This window comes from Paenibacillus filicis (assembly GCF_038070315.1).
Lineage (GTDB): Bacteria > Bacillota > Bacilli > Paenibacillales > NBRC-103111 > Paenibacillus_G > Paenibacillus_G filicis.
This window is the reverse complement of the sequence record NZ_JBBPCC010000041.1, coordinates 1-18,795: the sequence shown is the minus strand read 5'-3', so window position 1 is coordinate 18,795 and position 18,795 is coordinate 1. Positions and strand designations below refer to the sequence as shown.

The following is an 18,795-nucleotide window of genomic DNA, read 5'->3' as shown; positions in this document are numbered from 1 at the left end:
ATGAGAAATAGATGGTTTTTGTTTTGAAAAAAGCGTTTTATATGCCAGATTCGAACCAAATTCGCTCTTTTTTTCTCTGTTTGTATACTTTACAACCGAAGCCTTCGCATCGTACACTCAATAATAACTTCATATCGATCACAATATTTCCAACATCGCTGAGTTTCCGAAAGGGAAACGGGGGAACCACATCACGGCTGACCGGTTGACGGTCACGGGATGTTTTTTTAGGGGTGAATCCTTGTGTGCTGATCAAGTACACGGGGTAGGGCGACTCTCAAGTCCGAATCCGTCAGCTAACCTCGTAAGCGTCTAGAGAGAGGTAACGATTGTCGTGTGCTTATATTTCATTTGGGCCAAATGAAAAAAGTCACGGGAAGGTTCCTCTTCTCCGCTGACTTTTTTGTGTTTCCCTGTAGATGGGATAAATGTCCAAGCACTTTATAAGATGCGCCCGAAGGGGGGACGTAGCAGGCAAGTGGCGGCTCTGATGACAGCGGAAGAAAAGTTGGAAGTAGCATTCCAAACATTTACCATAGTCGCGTCAGACTCTAATCATGCATAACACTCAAAATGGCGAGGCTTTAAGGAGGACCGAACAAGTGGGAGCTGTATCACCTGAGCAAACCCATGTAAGACGATCATCCAGCATGACCTTCGCGTTGCGATGGAAGCATGGAAACTTGCGTATGATAACGATTATCACACTCCTTTCATTCGCTATGACTTTCATGTTTTTGATGATGTTACACGGTACGGCTGTCAAGCGCGTATCGCTCGTTGTGGACGGACAGGAACGCAAGTTCCAAACCCGTGAAGGGGTCCTGCAACGAATCCTGGATGAGCAAGGCATTGCGGTGTCAGATAAGGACCGGCTTTCGCACGGGCTGGACTCCTCGATTAAATCTGGAGACCGCATTACGATTACCCATACAACGCCGCTTCAGTTGACGATGGATGGGGAGACCAAGACCGTATATACGGTCAGCAAGACGGTAGGCGCTGCGCTGCAGGAGCTGAACGTGACGCTTGGCGAGCTGGATAAGGTTATCCCTGCGCCGGATAGCGAGCTTGCGACAGATAGTCCCGTCAAAGTCGTTCGTGTTAAGAAGGAACAAGGCGAGCTGCAGGAAGCGATCGCTTTCGACACGGTGAAGAAGAATGAGCCCCAGCTGCTCAAGGGCAAGGAACAAGTTGTGCAAGAGGGTCAAGAAGGTTTGAAGATCAAGAAAACCGAAAAAGTGTTTGAAGACGGCGTGCTCGTCTCGGAGCAGGTCGTAGGAGAAGCCGTACAAACGGAAAGCAAGCAGCGCATTGTCGCAGTAGGAACCAAGAGTCCCGTTGTCGCATTGTCAGCTTCCTCGCCGAATGTGGAGGAAGTAACCAAGAATGGGGTCAATTTCGGCTATAAGCAAGTGATTAAGAATGTTACGCTGACCGCGTATTCGGCAGGACCGGATTCGACGGGCAAGGATGAGAGCCATCCGCAATACGGCGTAACGTCATCAGGGGCGAAGGTAACGGAAGGTCGTACCATTGCAGTTGACCCTAAAGTAATCCCGATCGGCTGGTGGGTATATATCGACGGTCTCGGCTTCCGCCGGGCTGAGGATACCGGCAGCGCTGTGAAAGGGAATAAGATCGACGTCTACTTCCAGAGTGACAGCTATGCCGACCGCTTCGGTACTAAACGCGGGTATACGGTATACGTCATCGGGCCCAAGAAGCCGTCTGCTGACTAGGAGCACGCAATACGGGAAGACTGATGCATATAGATTAACGGATTAAGAAGAGGCGTTCTAGCACCCTCTTCTTTTTCCATGTTTATGAACGATGAGAGGAAGAACCGACTTGATCAAGGAGATTATCGTAGTGGAAGGCAAGGACGACACAGTCGCCATCAAGCGTGCTGTGGAAGCGGAGACGATCGAAACCGGAGGCTCGGCGATTAATGCGGACATCATCCGGCGGATCCGCCTCGCCCAGGAGCGCAGGGGGGTTATCGTCTTCACAGATCCGGATCATGCGGGGGAACGGATCCGTAAGATCATCGCACGGGAAGTTCCGGGTGCCAAGCATGCGTTTCTCACCCAGCAGGCGGCGACCAGCAAGGGAGATATCGGTGTCGAGAATGCCTCCGTGACTGCTATTCGTGAGGCGCTGGCGAATGTACGTACGGATCAGCCGGCCGGAGAGTCACAGATCAGCTGGGACGATCTGCTGGAGGCCGGGCTCATCGTTCATCCGCAGGCAGCCGCAAGACGGCTGGCTATCGGCAACAGGCTGGGAATCGGCTATTGCAACGGCAAGCAATTCTATAACCGCTGCCGGGCGTTTCAGATCACCCGCGATGAATTCGAAGCCGCCCTGCAGGAGCTGGAGCGGGCAACAGATGAGGAGGCGCAATCATGAGCCAGGAACACTTACAGGCGCCAGGCGGACAAACTGCCGGTGATATCGCTTCGCCCAAACGGACGAAGGATTTGATGCAGAAATACGGATTTACCCTCAAGAAAAGCCTCGGACAAAACTTCCTGATCGACCAGAATGTGCTGAACCGTATCGTATCCGCCGCCGGGCTGGATGCCTCCAAGGGCGCGCTGGAAATCGGTCCGGGCATCGGGGCGTTAACCCAGCAGCTGGCCAAGCTCGCAGCCAAGGTTGTCGCTGTTGAGATCGATCAGCGTCTGCTGCCGATGCTGGAGGAGACGCTGGCTCCTTACCCCCATGCGGAGGTCGTGCATGCCGATGTGCTGAAGGTGGATTTGCAGGCGCTCTTCGCAGAACGGTTCCAGGGTGTGGACAAGGTGAGCGTCGTGGCGAACCTTCCTTACTACGTGACGACCCCTATCCTGATGAAGCTCCTGGAGGAGCGTCTTCCTCTGGAGAATATCGTCGTCATGATTCAGAAGGAAGTGGCCGAACGGATGGCTGCCAAACCGGGGGGCAAGGAGTACGGCTCGCTCAGTATTGCCGTACAGTATTATTGCGAGCCCGAGCTGGTTGCGATCGTTCCACAGACCGTGTTTATTCCGCAGCCTAATGTAGATTCGGCCGTCATCAGGCTTAAGCTAAGAGAGGCGCCTGCCGTTCAAGTTGAGGATGAGGCGTTCTTCTTCGAGGTCGTACAGGCCAGCTTCACCCAGCGCCGCAAAACGATCTATAACAATCTGGCGGCCAAGTTCTTCACCAAGGAAACCAAGCCAGAGCTGGAGCAGCTGCTGCAGGGAGCGGGCATCGAGCCGTCCCGCCGCGGCGAGACGTTGTCGATGGCTGAGTATGCGACGCTGACGGCGGCGCTGTCCGCTTACTTGGGCAAGGCGTCCGGGAAGGACGATCCGGCGTAGGCGAATCGTCTGCACCATTTGCCCAGAGCCGCCATACGATAGACGAGGAGGCGATGAAGCCATGAAACAGGGAGACCTGGTCACTCGAAAGTCGTACGGCGGCGACATTGTTTTCAAAATTCATGAGATGGGCAGGCACTACGCCGTGCTCCGCGGTGTGGAGCTTCGGCTGCTCGCTGACGCTCCGCTGCCTGACTTGAATGTGATGCCGCAGCTCGACCCCTACCTCGATACGACGCTGACAAGACCCAAATGGATGGAAGCTGTGCGGCGCAATTCTCTGGCCGCTACGATACCCCCTGAGCATGTCGGCTGGGGCAGCTCTGCTGCCGCGGCACCGGCAAATCCGAACTTGCCTGCCCAGGCGCCTAAGCCGCGTCCTGTGTTCTTTGACGTGCCCGGCAAGGTGCTTCATCTGGACGGGGACCCCAACTATCTCCGCAAATGCATGAACCTGTACGGAGAGCTGCGCGTTCCTGCAGAAGGCTATTACGTGGCCGAGCCGAACATGACGGATGCGGTCAGACGCTTGCTGCCGCAGGTCAGGCCCGATATTGTCGTCATCACGGGGCATGACGGTCTGCTCAAGAATCGCGTGAACGGAGACATCTCTCAGCTCAGCAGCTACAAGAACTCTCATAACTTCGTTCAGGCGGTTCAGGCAGCCAGGCAATTCGAGAAAAACCGCGATAACTTGACGGTCATCGCTGGCGCCTGCCAGTCGCATTTCGAAGCGCTGCTGCAAGCCGGTGCTAACTTCGCAAGCTCGCCTTCCCGTGTGCTGATCCATGCACTCGACCCGCTTTGTATCGCGGTCAAGGTCGCATACACACCGATTCGGGATACGGTTGATATTCTCGATGTCATCAATCTGACCCACAGCGGCCTGGAGGGCATGGGGGGCATTGAATCCCGCGGCAACTATCGCCGGGGAGTACCCAAGGTCCAATACGTTATGCCGACATAAGCGCCGATAAGGTGCTTTTTCTTTTCTCAAATGATTAGTTTTTTAGAATTGAAGAAAAAATCGTTGACAATTAATCAAAACCGCTGATATAATATTTCACTTAAATTGACATACTACCTATGTTGCGTTATAATCAACAGGAAAGAGGTGGTAGCAGTCAATGGCTAAAAACACGCTATTGGAGATCAAACGTTGTTTGGAACCTCATGTCGGACAAAAGATTATGTTGCGAGCGAATGGCGGCCGTCGCAAGACAGTGGAGCGCTCGGGTGTCTTGGAGGAAACCTACCCTTCCGTATTTATCGTCAAGCTGGATCAAGAGCAGCAGTCGTTCAAGCGTGTTTCCTATAGCTATGCAGATATATTGACGGAATCCGTAGAAGTCACCGTGTGTCATGATGATGGAGAACTGCGGATTGCGATCCATCAATAGCTTAATTGTACATACAAGAACGGTCGGTCGCGTCAGCGGTTGGCCGTTTTCGCATTTTCTTTCTATATAAACAAGACGACACAGCATGAGGAAATGTTGCTTCCCGGAGGTATGGGCCGTTGTCGTGCAGCGTATACTAAGGCCACCTATTATACTTATCAACTGCGGAGGAGGAATTGAAACAGATGAGCCGGAGAAATCGCAGAGGCGTGATGTCGGAGCAATTCAAGTATGAGCTGGCGAAGGATCTAGGGTTCTACGAAACGGTGGAACGCGAGGGCTGGGGCGGCATACGGACGCAGGATGCAGGGAATATGGTCAAGAGGGCGATTCAGATCGCCGAACAGGCTCTGGCCAATCAGACGGCATCCCGCCCGCAGGCGCCCGTCTATTCGGCCGGTTCGGTCCGGCAGCCCAGAGTGGAGCCGCAGCCGCAGGCTTATGTGAGGGGGGCGGTGCAGACCGCGCCAGTCGCTTCTCAAGATGCTATGCAGCCGCCGCAGACTTATGGCGGACAAGGCTTCCCTTACTACGCAGCCGCACAGCAGGCGGCTCAGCAAGCCTCGGCATACCCGCCGTATGCGGGGCACTGAGAATGAGGGTCTTCCACGCCGACAGCCTCCCTGAGGCTTCGGCTTTTTTTTGTCCGGTTTTTGGTATAGTATAGAATTACATGGCAATCGGGCCGATAGCAGGAAGACAGACAGTTGCAAAGAAGGTGTCCTATGAAAGTATTCGAGAAAGCGCCAGCCAAAATCAATTTATCGCTGGACGTATTGTATAAACGGGAAGACGGGTTTCACGAGGTGGAGATGGTCATGACGATGGTGGATCTGGCTGACCGGATCGAGATGCAGGAGCTCCCGCGGGACACGATCATCATCTCCAGTCAAGCTGGGTATATCCCGCTTGATGAGAAGAACCTAGCCTTTCAAGCCGCCCGCTTAATTAAGGAACGGTATGAGGTGAAGCAGGGCGTCTATATTCATCTCGATAAAAAAATTCCGGTAGCTGCCGGTCTGGCAGGCGGCAGCAGTGATGCGGCCGCCACATTGCGCGGCCTGAACAGGCTGTGGAAGCTCGGTATCGGAACCTCCGAGCTGCAGCGGCTCGGCGCCGAGCTCGGCTCGGACGTGCCATTCTGCGTGACGGGCGGTACGGCCGTCGCACGCGGCAGAGGCGAGGTGCTCGAGCCTATCGAATCCCCGCCGCAATGCTGGGTCGTACTGGCTAAGCCGCCGATCAATGTATCGACGGCCGAGGTCTACGGCAAGCTGAGAGCTGCGGAGATCAAACGTCACCCTTCGACGAAGCAAGTTATCGAAGCGATCCGCTATAAGCGGTTTGATGACTTGTGCGGAGAGCTGGGCAATGTACTGGAGGAAGTGACCTTGGATCTGTACCCGGAGGTGCGGCAGTTGAAGGAAGTCATGACCCGTCTGGGGGCGGAGGGCGTGTTGATGTCCGGCAGCGGTCCTACGGTATTCGGTCTGGTGTCCAAGGAATCGAAGGTAGCGCGGGTGTATAACGGACTGCGCGGATTCTGCAAAGACGTGTACGCCGTGAGGCTGCTGACACAATAATGTCATAATCCAATAGACGTGTTAGATTATATGACATGCACATAACAAAAAAATTCGCTAATTACCTTGATCCTAACCGTATAAAAATGTTATATTCTCAATATAATATTCGGTTTTTCCTGGCTTTTAGGCCAGGTTGAAGGGGGATCACTCTTGAAAAAGCTAAAAAGAAGCGCAAGATTGGTGGAAATGACCCAATACTTGCTGATCCGCCCACATACGCTCATTCCATTAACGACGTTCGCGGACCGATATAATTCGGCCAAATCTTCCATTAGCGAGGACTTGGCCATTATCAAGGAAGTTTTCGAGGAAGAAGGCCTCGGCGAACTGCAAACGCTCGCAGGAGCGGCTGGCGGCGTCCGTTACATACCGAAGGTCACACCGGCAAGCGCCTTGCAGTTTATTCATCAGTTGTGCCGGCAGTTGGAGCAGCCCGAACGAATTTTGCCTGGCGGCTACTTGTATATGTCTGATATTCTCGGACAGCCCATGGTTCTCAATGAAGTCGGTAAGCTATTCGCTTCCGTCTTCGCGAAGAAGGATATCGATGTGGTTATGACGGTAGAGACGAAGGGCATCCCGCTTGCTTACGCCACAGCTACCTTCCTGAATCTGCCTGTCGTCATCGTACGGCGCGACAGCAAGGTGACGGAGGGCTCGGTCGTCAGCATCAACTACGTCTCCGGCTCGAACAAGCGCATCCAGACGATGTCGTTGGCACGGCGCGCACTGAAGGAAGAGTCGAAGGTGCTGATCATTGACGACTTCATGCGTGTCGGAGGAACCATTCAGGGAATGAAGGATCTGCTGCTGGAGTTCAAGGCGACGGTGGAGGGTGTGGGCGTATTTGTAGAGTCCGGAGAAGTGGATGAGCATCTGGTGGAGGATTATATCTCGCTCGCCAAGCTGTCCACGGTAGACCAGAAATCGCGTCAGATTAAAGTGGTGCCAGGCACGTATTTCAAAGAACAAGAACTTCACGGGGAGTGATTTACCTATGACGATCAAGTCCGTATCTACGGCAGATGCCCCTGCGGCTATCGGGCCGTACTCGCAAGCCGTTCAGTTCGGCAACCTGCTGTTTACTTCGGGACAAATTCCGCTTGGCTTGGACGGGCAACTGGTTCCAGGTGGCGTAGTCGAGCAGACGCATCAGGTGTTCAAGAATCTCCAGGCCGTACTGGCCGAAGCCGGCTCGTCGCTGGGTCAAGTCGTCAAAGCGACCGTGTTTATTAAGGACATGAATCAGTTCGCCCAGATTAATGAAGTGTATGCTTCGTACTTCGGAGACCACAAGCCAGCCCGCTCTACGGTTGAGGTTGCGCGCCTGCCGAAGGATGTTCTTGTCGAAATTGATCTCATCGCGGTGGTTCCTGTCGAATAATAAGTTTATTATAAAGGTTTTATAAATTTCCAAAAAAAGTTTGCTGTCTGAGCAGGAATTTGCCCTAAAATGTGGAATTACTACCTCAAGTCTTCTAGATGGAAAAAGGTGGTGAACCGAAGGTGCAAATTACAGACGTCAGACTTCGTCGAGTGAATTCCGAGGGTAGAATGAAAGCAATCGCTTCCATTACCATCGATAATGAATTCGTCGTCCATGACATTCGCGTGATTGACGGAAATAACGGGATGTTTGTCGCGATGCCAAGCAAGCGGACTCCGGACGGGGAGTTCCGGGATATCGCGCATCCGATTTCCTCTTCCACACGCGAGAAGATTCAAGCCGCCGTACTCACAGAATACGATCGTGCCGCTACGGAAGAAGAAGTTATTGAAGAGGGAGCTTAATCCACGTTCTCCAGGGAGCCTATCAGGCTCTCTTTTCTTTTTCCAGGGAGTAGGCTATCATGGAATTGATGTAGAGGAGCGGCCTGGTGCCGCATAGCATAGGATAGGATTCTTGAATGGGTAGGGGATGAGGGTTTGAAAATCATAGGAATCGTGCTGGCAGCAGGACAAGGCAAGCGGATGAAATCGAAGCTATACAAGGTGCTGCATCCGGTATGCGGCAAGCCGATGGTCGGACACGTCGTCTCGACGCTGGAAGGTCTTCAAACCTCCCGCACCGTTGTTGTGGTAGGTCACGGGGCTGAAGCCGTGCAGGCTTATCTGGGGGAACGGGCTGAGTATGCCCTGCAGGAGCAGCAGCTCGGGACAGGCCATGCGGTGCTGCAGGCAGGACCGCTGGTCGCGGATGAGGATGCGCTGACGCTGGTGGTATGTGGGGACACGCCGCTGATCTCGGAGGAGACGCTGCAAGGCATGATCGGGTTGCATCAGGAGCGGGGAGCGGCGGCTACGATTCTGACAGCGGTCGTCGAGCAGCCGAAGGGCTACGGACGTATTATCCGCGACGCGCAAGGCTTCGTCACCAAGATCGTCGAGGAGAAGGATTGTACGGACGAAGAGCGGCTGGTGAAGGAGATCAACACCGGTACGTACTGCTTCGACAACCGAAAGCTGTTCGCTGCGCTGGCTGAAGTTAAAAATGAAAATTCACAGAACGAATATTATATTACCGATGTCATCGGTATTCTGAATAGCCAGGGAGAGCGTGTTGACGGCTATGTGCTGGACGATGCGGCCGAGTCGATCGGTGTGAACGACCGGCTGGCCTTGTCGGAGGCTGAGCAGGCGATGCGCGTACGCATCAATCGCAAGCATATGCTTGGCGGCGTCACGATTATCGATCCGGCCAGCACGTACATCGAAGCCGATGTGCGCATCGGTGCGGATACGGTGCTGCATCCGGGCACGGTGCTGCGCGGCAGCACGGTCGTCGGCGAGGATGCGTCGATTGGGCCGCAGGCGGACATTCTTGATTCGAAGATCGGCTCGGGTGTAGCCGTGAAATATTCAGTGCTGCAGGACGCCGTAGTCGGCGACGGATCTTCCGTAGGGCCGTTTGCTTATTTGCGGCCGGGCGCGGATCTGGGGCAAAATGTCAAGATCGGCGACTTCGTCGAGATCAAAAACGCCAAGCTCGGCGATGACACCAAGGTGTCTCACTTGAGCTACATCGGCGACGCCCAGATCGGGCGGAACGTCAACTTTGGCTGCGGCGCCATCACCGTCAATTACGACGGCTTCAACAAGCAGCTTACCGAGGTGGAAGACGATGCCTTCGTCGGCAGCAACGTGAACCTGATCGCCCCGGTGAAAATAGGCAAAGGAGCTTATGTCGTGGCGGGATCGACCATTACGCATAATGTCGAATCCGGAGATTTGGCAATCGCCCGCGAGCGCCAGGTCAACAAATCGGGCTATGCCGATAAGCTGCGGGCCAAATTCGCGGCGAAGAAGGCGGCCTCCAAGCTGAAGTCCTGATCTAACAGCAGGCACGGCGACGATAAGGCAATTTTCGGTAAGCGGAAGGTTTAGACCTCCCTCAATTGGGTAAAGTAAGTAGAAGTGCAAGGCTTGTTCCCAATTGAAGGAGGTTGTCTAATGACTGCTGCATTGAAAGCGGAAGCCCGTAACGGAGGGACGAAGGGAGAGCGCAAGCGTCTTCGTGCCCAAGGCAAGGTTCCCGGCATCGTGTACGGGAAGAAAGTGTCGCAAATCTCTATCGTGCTTGATCAGAAAGAGCTTCTTGCTCTGCTGAAGGTAAATCCCCATGCGGTAATTGAGCTTGATGTTCCTCAGTTCGGCAAACAGCCGGTCATGATTAATGAAATCCAACGCGACGGGATTAGCCGTCAGCTGCTGCATGTCGATTTCCATCAGATTAATATGGACGAGCCGGTCAATACGACGGTGCGTCTGGATTATGTGGGCGATCCTGCAGGTGTGCAGGTCGGAGGCATTCTGCAAATTCAGCGCCATGAGCTGGAGGTGCGCTGCCTGCCGACGCAGATTCCCGACTCGATCGAAGTCGATGTCTCGGCACTCGAGATCGGCGAGAATCTGCTCGTATCCAGCCTGAAGCTGCCTTCGCAGGTCGAGGTCAAGACAGACGAGCACGATGTGCTGGCGACGATCCTGACTCCGCAGAAAGCGGAGGATGCCGAAGCGGTGGAAGAATCTGTGGACAAAGCCGAGGCCAAGGCCGAAGCGGTGGATAAATCCGAACAACCGGTCAGTTAAGCAGGCCGGTTAGGAGAGAGAAGCGTGCCGATGTCCATCGGCACGCTTCTTCATGTCTAAAGGCTGAAGGGACGGGCTCGGTCTGCCGGCGAAACGCATAGTTGGCTTGCGGTTTTTTTTCAGGTATCATTGAGTGTAGGAAATGCAGTGCAGGTCTGGGACAGCGGCGGCTGTTCCGGCAGCGGGAAGGGAGCAGGAGCTGGCTTGAAATGGTTTGTGGGTCTGGGTAATCCGGGCAAGCAATACGAACAGACCCGGCATAATATCGGGTTTATGGCACTGGACCGGTTTGCCGGCCGCCATGGGATCAAGATTACGACGAGCAAGTGCAAGGCACTGCTGGGCGAGGGCGTCGTGAACGGGCAGAAGGTTTATCTGCTGAAGCCTCAGACCTATATGAATTTGTCCGGGGAGTCGATCCGGGCTTTCATGGATTTCTACAAGGCGTCGATTGAGGACCTTGTCGTCGTGTATGATGACCTGGACACGCCTTACGGTAACATCCGGCTTCGCTATCAGGGAAGCGCGGGAGGGCATAACGGCATCAAGTCCACGATCGCACATCTGGGTACGCAATCCTTCAACCGCATCCGAATGGGAATCTCGAGGCCCGCTCCGGGACGGGATATTGCCGATTACGTGCTGCATACGTTCTCCAAGGACGAGAACGCCCAGATGGCAGCGGTGCTGGATAAGACGAGCGATGCGATGGAGCATCTGCTGACGAATTCTTTCGAGCATACGATGGCGAAGTTTAACGTATAAACGGGGCTTCGCACCCGGCTAATCTCCTCTCCGCCTGGGCATACTGAATGCCAAAGGGTGCTTTGCATGAGGCAAAGCGCAAGGAGGGGATTAGGATGGCCGTTACTTATATCTGCCGTCACTGTCAAACTTTTATTGGAGAAATACGTCAAGGGGAAGCTAGCGAATTCCAACTGGGCTTCCATTTCTTGACCCCTGAGGAACGGAGAGATATAATATCGTATAACCCTAATGGGGATATCACCGTCAAGGTGGTTTGCGATTACTGCAAGGAAGCGCTGGAAGCCAACCCGGAGCTGTCGCTCCTCGCGAATCCTCTGCAATAGGGGTTTTTCGCATTGTGGCTATCCGGCTTTTCTTATGAGGATTGGCCTAAAGCGATGACCGCTCTAGGCTTTTTTTTAGTGTGACGTGGTTGAGAGGGGTGTCCTGGTTGCAGGCGTTAATAAAGGCATTCTCGGCCGATTCGGATTTCCAGAGCGTCGTCTCCGGCATCCGGTCCGGTATGAGAGAACAATTGGTAGCCGGTCTGACTGGTTCTTCACGGCAGGTGATGCTGGCATCGCTGTATGAAGAGCTGCATCAGCCGCTTTTTGTCGTGACCCACAATATGTTTGCCGCACAGAAGATGTTTGAGGATCTGGAGGAATTGATGCCTCCGGGTCAAGTGCTGTTGTTCCCCGCACAGGAGCTGCTAGCCGCAGAATCGGCTATTGCCAGTCCTGAGATGCTGGCGCAGCGTATCGACGCCCTGTCAAGGCTTGCGGCGGGCTTCCGCGGCGTAGTGGTAGTGCCGTATGCCGGCATGCGGAGATTGCTCCCGCAGCAGGAGGCGATAGCCGAAGCCCGGATGACGGTCGAGGTGGGCCAGCAGGTTGAGCTGGATGCCTGGATCGAGCGTCTGGTGGAATTCGGCTACGAGCGGGTGGAGCGCGTAGAGCGAAAGGGAGAGATGAGCGTCCGCGGCGGAATCGTCGATTTATTTCCGCTGACGAGTCCGCACCCTTTCCGGATTGAGCTTTTCGATGTGGAGATTGATTCGATCCGTTCCTTCGATGCGGCTGATCAGCGTTCGATGGATAAATATCAGCAGCTGGACATCATGCCTTGCCGCGAGGTTGTCGTAGACCGAAACCGGTTACAAACGGCGGCGCAGCACGCCTATGAGCTGCTGCAGGAGCAGCTTGGCAAAATGTCCGACCGCACCGCGAAGGACAAACTGCTGGAGGGGATCGGTCATGAGATCGAGCAGATGCGTCAAGGACAGCAGTTCCCCGGCATCTTCAAGTATATGGGACTGCTCTTCCCTGGGAAGCAGACGCTGCTGGACTACATGCCTAAGGATACGGTGCTGCTGGTCGACGAACCGGCTCGCCTGATCGAAACGGCCAGGCAGCTGGAGAAGGATGAGGCGGAGTGGGTGACCACATCGCTCGGGGATGGCAAGTGCCTGCCTCAGCTGACCTTGTCCAAATCCTTTGAGACGTTACTGCATAAAAGGCCTTTCCCGACATTGTATATGTCGCTATTCCTCCGGCAGGTGCCGAATACGACACCGCAAAATATCATTAATTTCATGTGCCGGGTGATGCAGAACTTCCATGGACAGATGAACTTGCTGAAGAGCGAAATGGAGCGATGGAAGAAGTCTGGTGCCCAGGTCATGATGATGGCGGGCGGAGCGGAGCGGGTTGAGCGGCTGAGGCGCGTGCTGGCCGATTACCAGATCGACGAGCCGCAGATTGTAGACGGCAGTCTGCAGACAGGCTTCGAGCTGCCGGGCATTCACCTCGTGGTGATCACCGAAGGCGAAATGTTCACCCAGAAGCAGCGCAAGGCCCGCAAGGTGGATAAAAAGATTGAGAACGCCGAACGGATCAAAAGCTACCAGGAGCTCAAGGTCGGTGACTACGTCGTTCACGTCAATCACGGGATCGGTAAGTTCTTAGGCATTGGCACCCTGGAAGTTGGCGGCATTCATAAAGATTATTTGCATATTCTATACGCCGGAGGCGACAAGCTATCGGTTCCGATCGATCAGATCGACCATGTGCAGAAATACGTCGGCGCCGAGGAAGGCAAGGAGCCGAAGGTTTACAAGCTCGGAGGCTCCGACTGGAACCGGGTCAAGACGAAGGCCCGCGCGGCCGTTCAGGATATCGCCGACGATCTGATCAAGCTGTATGCCGAGCGTCAGGCGACGACCGGTTACGGATTTAGCCCGGACACGGCGTACCAGCAGGAATTCGAGGGCATGTTCCCTTACGACGAGACGACTGATCAGCTTCGGGCTATCGAGGAGATTAAGAAGGATATGGAACGGGCCCGCCCGATGGACCGGCTGCTGTGCGGCGACGTAGGGTATGGCAAGACAGAGGTCGCGATCCGGGCGGCATTTAAAGCCGCGATCGACGGCAAGCAGGTGGCTGTACTTGTGCCCACGACCATTCTGGCCCAGCAGCACTATGAAACGTTCCGAGAGCGTTTCTCGGGCTACCCGTTCAATATCCAGGTATTAAGCCGGTTCCGCTCCAAGAAGGAGCAGACCGATACGATGAAAGGCATCAAGGCGGGAACGGTCGATGTCGTCATTGGCACGCACCGCTTGCTGTCCAAGGATGTGCAGTTCAAGGAGCTCGGGCTGCTGATCGTGGATGAGGAGCAGCGTTTCGGCGTCTCGCATAAGGAGAAGTTGAAGCGGCTGAAGACCAATGTCGACGTGCTGACGCTGACGGCTACGCCGATTCCGCGTACCTTGCATATGTCGATGCTGGGTGTTCGCGATCTGTCGGTCATCGAGACGCCGCCTGAGAACCGGTTCCCGGTCCAGACGTATGTCGTGGAATATAGCGCTTCGCTCGTTCGCGAGGCCATCGAGCGTGAGCTTGCCCGGGAAGGACAGGTGTACTACTTGTTCAACCGGGTGCAGGGCATTACACAGATGGCGGAGCAGATCTCGATGCTTGTCCCGGATGCCCGCGTGACGGTGGCCCATGGACAGATGTCGGAGCAGGAGCTGGAGAAAACGATCCTGGACTTCCTCGATGGCGAATTCGATGTGCTCGTCAGCACCAGCATCATCGAGACCGGTGTGGACATCCCGAATGTCAATACGCTGATCGTTCACGATGCTGACAAGATGGGGTTATCCCAGCTGTATCAGCTCCGCGGACGGGTAGGACGCTCCAATCGGATTGCGTATGCCTACTTCACCTATCAGCGCGACAAAGTGCTCACAGAAGTCGCCGAGAAACGGCTGCAGGCGATCAAGGAGTTTACAGAACTCGGGTCAGGGTTTAAAATTGCGATGAGAGACTTGTCCATTCGCGGCGCGGGCAATTTGCTCGGTGCCGAGCAGCATGGCTTTATAGCGTCTGTCGGCTTCGACCTGTATTCCCAGATGCTGGCCGAGGAGGTCAACAAACGGAAGAAGGAAATCGGCGGCGATCCGGTGCCCGAGGTCAAGACCTGGTCGACGCAGCTCGACATTCAACTGGATGCCTACATTCCGGGAGATTACATCTACGACAGTGTGCAGAAGATCGAGATCTACAAGAAGGTCGCGGCCGTCCAATCGCTGGACGAAGCGGCGGAGCTGCATGATGAATTGGTCGACCGGTTCGGCGATCTGCCGGATGCGGTGCATAATCTGCTGCTTGCGGCAAGACTCAAGGTGTACGGGGCGATGTACGGCATCGAGACGATTGTGCAGAAGGGGCAGGATTACGAGCTGCGCATCCACGCCGAGCAGAATGGCAATCTCGAGACGGCAGCCTGGGGCAAGCTGGCCCAGGAGTTTGAGAATCGCGTCAGGCTGATGACGGGTTCGAATATGACGATCGAAACGAAGGGCAAGGGACTGACGCCAGAACAATCCATCGAATTATTGGAGCGGTTTCTGGTACAATACAAACGTGCGCTGAAATCGAAGGGAGAACTGCAAAATGCAGCAAAATAAAAGGAAATCATACCGGACACTTGCCGCAGCGATGATGTCGCTCGTGCTGGTGGCGGGTCTCGCCGCGGGCTGTGGCAAGAAGGAAGAAGCTCCGGCTGCTCCACCGACAGGAACAGAGGCAACGACGCCAGCTGCTACGGGCAATCCCGCCGATGTGCTTGTAACCTACAAGGACGGCAGCGTAACGCGTGCTGAATTCGACAAATTTGTCAATATCAATATGTTATTTTATCCGCAATACGCACAGTTCAAGACAGATCCTGCGTTCCAGCATGATATTATGAATCAATTGCTTGCGTTTAAAGTTCTGGGTGCCCGCGCTGAGGCGAAAGACAAGGAAGATGCCGCGAAGCAGGCAAAGGAACAGATGGAGCAGATCAAGACCTACCTCGGCATGCAGGAGGGCGGTCTCGAAAAGGCGCTCAAGGATAACAATGTCACCGAGCAGGACATTCAGGATTTTATCGGCAACAGCCTTGTGGCCATCGTATCGGCGGAGAGCAAGGTAACGGATGCTGACGTGAAGAAAGTATACGATGAGCAGCTTGCGAAGGATCCAAGTGTATATACGACAGCTACCGTGCGCCATATTCTGATCGGCACGACGGATGCGGCAACAGGCAAGGAGACGCGTTCCAAGGAAGATGCGCTCAAGCGCGCCAAGGAAGTACAGGACAAGTTGAAGGCAGGCGGGGACTTCGACGCCTTGGCTAAGGAGTACTCGGACGATCCGGGTTCGAAGGACACGGGCGGCAAGTACGAGAACGCCCCTGTTTCCCAATGGGTACCTGAGTTCAAGAAGGCTGCCATCGAGCTGCCGCTCAATCAGATCAGCGATCCGGTCGAGTCGCAGTTCGGCTACCATGTGATGAAGGTTGAAACGCGTACGACGAAGACCTTGGATCAAGCCAAGGATGCGCTTCGTTCCGAGGCGGCTCAGACGAAGATTTACGAATTCCTGGAGAAAGAACTGCCAGGCCTGATTCAGACGAATAATCTGCCCAAGGTAGAGGCTCCAAAAACAGACGCGCCGCCTGCTGGAGAAGCTCCAAAAACCGAAGAGAAGAAGTAACAATTACCAGGGTGCCCCGCAGGGGCATCCTGTTTTGTTTTCATTTTTTTGGACATAATGAAAACAGCGGCGGCCCATACATAGCCCGTACATACAAAGAGGCAAGAGCGGATCGCCCGAACCAGGTGTCAGATGCATAACCCTCTGGGAATCGAAGAATACTATGGTCAATCGAATTCCCTCCATTCGTATACAACAGGGTAATCCAGATTGGTTCACATTCTTCAAGGAAAGCGAGGCATCTAGAATTATGAAAGCAACTGGAATCGTTCGTCGTATCGACGATCTTGGCAGGGTTGTGATTCCGAAAGAGATCCGTCGTACCCTGCGTATCCGGGAAGGGGATCCACTTGAGATTTTCGTGGACCGTGACGGAGAGGTCATTCTCAAGAAATATTCGCCTATCGGTGAGCTTGGGGATTTCGCGAAGGAATATGCCGAGTCTCTCTTTGAAAGCACAGGCCATATCATTTTGATTACGGACCGAGATACGATCATCGCTGTGGCAGGTGGCTCCAAGAAGGATTACCTGGATAAATCGATCGGTTCGCTGGTCGAATCCAGCATGGAGAACCGCAAGGCCTCTCTAGAAAGCTCAGCAGGCTCCTATGAGGTTTGTAAGGATGCTCCCGAGCAGTATGGCTCTTATGTGATTGCCCCGATTGTAGCCGGTGGCGATCCGATCGGCTCGGTGGTCCTGGTCAATAAAGACGAGAACCTGAAGATGGGTCAGATGGAATTGAAGATGGCCGAGACCGCCGCAGGCTTTTTGGCCAAGCAGATGGAGCAATAAGCGTACCTAGCTATGAAGAAGCGCTCCCGGTACGTCAAGGCGCGGGCAACATGCTTCCTGACAGCTTCCCTCTAGGGGAAGAGGACAGGGAGCTTTTTTATGTTCACCAGATACAAGGCGCAGACTTCGCCACGGACGGCAAGCTTTTGGAAAATGTCTTATCCTGCGGTATAATGTAGGCGTTAGCTGGATACGGACGGTTGTTGCGGGAGGCCATGGCAGGATGAGGAAAGGCAAGAAGAAGGGGCGGATCGGGGCGGAGCGCCTGATACAGGAGATACCCGGCGGGGATTCCATTGCCGGCAGTCTCCATGCATCCACGGAGGCGTATGGTAAGGCCAGTCGTGCCGGAGAGCTGTCGCTCGAGAAGAAAGTCCCCTCCGGCGGACAAGCTGCTTCGGCCCTGCTGCAGGGAGCTGCGCTGCTGGGCATGGCTGCGGTCGTGTCCAAGCTGCTGGGCACGCTGCAAAAAATCCCGCTGCAGAATATGGCGGGAGATACGGTATTCGGCATGTACAATGCCGTGTATCCGCTGTACACCTTGATCTTGTTTCTGGCGACGGCCGGGTTTCCGCTCGTCGTCTCCAAGTTCGTCTCGGAATATGCTGTGGAAGGCCGGGATGGGGAAGCCCGCCAGGTGCTGCGGGTGTCCATACTCGTCCTGCTCGTAACCGGCATACTCTGCTTCATGCTGCTGTTTCTGGGTGCAGACCGGATCTCGGGGTGGATGGGTGCCGCCCAGGCGGCGCCGGCGATCCGTAGCGTATCGTTTGCACTGCTTGTCGTCCCCGTCATGTCGGCGCTGCGCGGGTATTTTCAGGGCTACGGTCTGATGGCTCCTACGGCCTGGTCACAGGTTGTGGAGCAGACGGTGCGCGTAGCAGCTATGCTGGCGCTGCTGTTCGTGCTGATGAGCCGGGGGGCGTCGCCGGAGATGATCGCCGCCGGGGCTACGTTCGGCTCGGTAGCGGGTGCAGCCGCCGGGCTGGCGGTCATGCTCCTGTATTGGCGCCAGGAGGGCAAGCGCAGGCAGCCCGGGCAGGGCGCAGACCTAACCGGGGGCGTCAGCGGCCATGCCCCGACGAGCCGCAGACTCGGAGACTGGCAGCTTGCGAAGAAGCTGGCGGCCTATGCGCTGCCGATCTGTCTCGGCACACTGGCGGTTCCTATTCTGGGGCTGGTCGATGCGTTTACTCTGCCGCGTCTGCTCGCGGCAGGGGGGCTGGACGAGAGCGCGGCCTTGTACCAGTACGGTCTGTACAACCACGGACAGCCGCTGGTTCAGCTGGTTGCGATGGTTGCTTCCTCGATGGCCGCGGCACTCGTCCCCGCGATCGCGGAAGCCGCACATCGTGGGGACCTGGAGGCGGTACAGAGCCGGGCCGCTTATGCGCTGAGGGCGACGCTGCTGATCGGCCTCGCCGCTTCGTTCGGCCTGGCGCTGCTGGCAGAGCCGCTGAACGTGATGTTCTTCCGTACGGCGGAGGGAACCGCCGCGATGCGGGTGCTGTCCTTCACCGCCGTGCTGACGGTGGTGAATCTGGTAGCGGGCAGCGTGCTGCAGGGCCTCGGCGCGGTCCGCGCCCCGGCCCTCTACCTGCTCGCAGCCGCGCTGGTCAAAGTGGCGGGCAACGCTGTGCTCGTCCCGCGCTACGGCATCGACGGCGCCGCCTGGGCTGCCGTCACGGCCTTTGCGCTCGCGGCGGCGCTGTCGCTCGCGCATGCGCTGCGCGCCGCCCGCGTCACGGCTCCGCGCGGCCGCGCCGTCCTAGCCCCGCTGCTGGG

General features: G+C 55.5%; 17 protein-coding genes, 1 pseudogene and 1 riboswitch. All 18 genes and pseudogenes read left to right on the top strand.

Translation table 11 applies throughout. The annotated features are described in order from the left end of the window. Positions 1-146 precede the first annotated feature (146 nt). A riboswitch (cyclic di-AMP (ydaO/yuaA leader) is annotated at positions 147-327 on the top strand. 275 nt (positions 328-602) lie between these two features. Next, positions 603-1,742: a ubiquitin-like domain-containing protein gene (locus WMW72_RS34660; RefSeq protein ID WP_423227642.1), complete on the top strand. Its 1,140-nt coding sequence runs from the start codon at positions 603-605 to the stop codon at positions 1,740-1,742. A 109-nt stretch (positions 1,743-1,851) separates the two neighbouring features. Continuing rightward, on the top strand, positions 1,852-2,412 hold the full coding sequence (rnmV, locus tag WMW72_RS34655; protein ID WP_341420170.1) for a ribonuclease M5: 561 nt from the start codon (positions 1,852-1,854) through the stop codon (positions 2,410-2,412). Continuing rightward, positions 2,409-3,347: a 16S rRNA (adenine(1518)-N(6)/adenine(1519)-N(6))-dimethyltransferase RsmA gene (rsmA, locus tag WMW72_RS34650; RefSeq protein WP_341420159.1), complete on the top strand. Its 939-nt coding sequence runs from the start codon at positions 2,409-2,411 to the stop codon at positions 3,345-3,347. Before rnmV ends, rsmA begins: the two co-directional genes overlap by 4 nt. A 61-nt stretch (positions 3,348-3,408) precedes the next feature. Further along, on the top strand, positions 3,409-4,314 hold the full coding sequence (gene yabG / locus WMW72_RS34645; RefSeq protein WP_341420158.1) for a sporulation peptidase YabG: 906 nt from the start codon (positions 3,409-3,411) through the stop codon (positions 4,312-4,314). 160 nt (positions 4,315-4,474) lie between these two features. Further along, entirely contained in the window at positions 4,475-4,747 is a 273-nt protein-coding gene (veg, locus tag WMW72_RS34640; RefSeq protein WP_159888046.1) for a biofilm formation stimulator Veg, read from the top strand. 185 nt (positions 4,748-4,932) lie between these two features. After that, positions 4,933-5,109, top strand: a pseudogene (locus WMW72_RS34635) (small, acid-soluble spore protein, alpha/beta type); the annotation flags it as partial. Positions 5,110-5,472: 363 nt separating this feature from the next. Then, complete coding sequence (gene ispE, locus WMW72_RS34630; protein ID WP_341420157.1) at positions 5,473-6,330, top strand: 4-(cytidine 5'-diphospho)-2-C-methyl-D-erythritol kinase; 858 nt, start codon at positions 5,473-5,475, stop codon at positions 6,328-6,330. Positions 6,331-6,483: 153 nt separating this feature from the next. Further along, entirely contained in the window at positions 6,484-7,323 is an 840-nt protein-coding gene (gene purR / locus WMW72_RS34625; RefSeq protein ID WP_341420156.1) for a pur operon repressor, read from the top strand. Between the two features lie 7 nt (positions 7,324-7,330). Continuing rightward, positions 7,331-7,717, top strand: coding sequence for a RidA family protein (locus tag WMW72_RS34620; protein ID WP_341420155.1), 387 nt, complete (start codon positions 7,331-7,333; stop codon positions 7,715-7,717). 122 nt (positions 7,718-7,839) lie between these two features. Beyond that, complete coding sequence (gene spoVG / locus WMW72_RS34615; protein WP_159888042.1) at positions 7,840-8,124, top strand: septation regulator SpoVG; 285 nt, start codon at positions 7,840-7,842, stop codon at positions 8,122-8,124. Between the two features lie 135 nt (positions 8,125-8,259). Beyond that, on the top strand, positions 8,260-9,663 hold the full coding sequence (gene glmU / locus WMW72_RS34610) for a bifunctional UDP-N-acetylglucosamine diphosphorylase/glucosamine-1-phosphate N-acetyltransferase GlmU (RefSeq protein WP_341420154.1): 1,404 nt from the start codon (positions 8,260-8,262) through the stop codon (positions 9,661-9,663). A gap of 120 nt (positions 9,664-9,783) precedes the next feature. Then, positions 9,784-10,422, top strand: a complete 639-nt coding sequence (locus WMW72_RS34605) for a 50S ribosomal protein L25 (RefSeq protein ID WP_341420153.1) — start codon at positions 9,784-9,786, stop codon at positions 10,420-10,422. Between the two features lie 204 nt (positions 10,423-10,626). Beyond that, the gene (gene pth / locus WMW72_RS34600) at positions 10,627-11,187 is read left to right on the top strand and encodes an aminoacyl-tRNA hydrolase (RefSeq protein ID WP_341420169.1); all 561 of its coding nucleotides are present in this window, start codon (positions 10,627-10,629) and stop codon (positions 11,185-11,187) included. Between the two features lie 95 nt (positions 11,188-11,282). Beyond that, positions 11,283-11,513, top strand: coding sequence for an anti-sigma-F factor Fin (gene fin / locus WMW72_RS34595; RefSeq protein ID WP_341420152.1), 231 nt, complete (start codon positions 11,283-11,285; stop codon positions 11,511-11,513). Positions 11,514-11,620: 107 nt separating this feature from the next. After that, on the top strand, positions 11,621-15,145 hold the full coding sequence (gene mfd, locus WMW72_RS34590; protein ID WP_341420151.1) for a transcription-repair coupling factor: 3,525 nt from the start codon (positions 11,621-11,623) through the stop codon (positions 15,143-15,145). Continuing rightward, positions 15,132-16,217, top strand: coding sequence for a peptidylprolyl isomerase (locus tag WMW72_RS34585; protein ID WP_341420150.1), 1,086 nt, complete (start codon positions 15,132-15,134; stop codon positions 16,215-16,217). Before mfd ends, WMW72_RS34585 begins: the two co-directional genes overlap by 14 nt. A gap of 250 nt (positions 16,218-16,467) precedes the next feature. Then, positions 16,468-17,010 carry a stage V sporulation protein T gene (gene spoVT / locus WMW72_RS34580; RefSeq protein WP_341420149.1) on the top strand — a complete coding sequence of 181 codons (543 nt, stop codon included), beginning with the start codon at positions 16,468-16,470 and terminating at the stop codon, positions 17,008-17,010. A 223-nt stretch (positions 17,011-17,233) separates the two neighbouring features. After that, positions 17,234-18,795: polysaccharide biosynthesis protein (locus WMW72_RS34575; RefSeq protein WP_341420148.1), on the top strand; the 1,562-nt coding region annotated here is incomplete at its 3' end.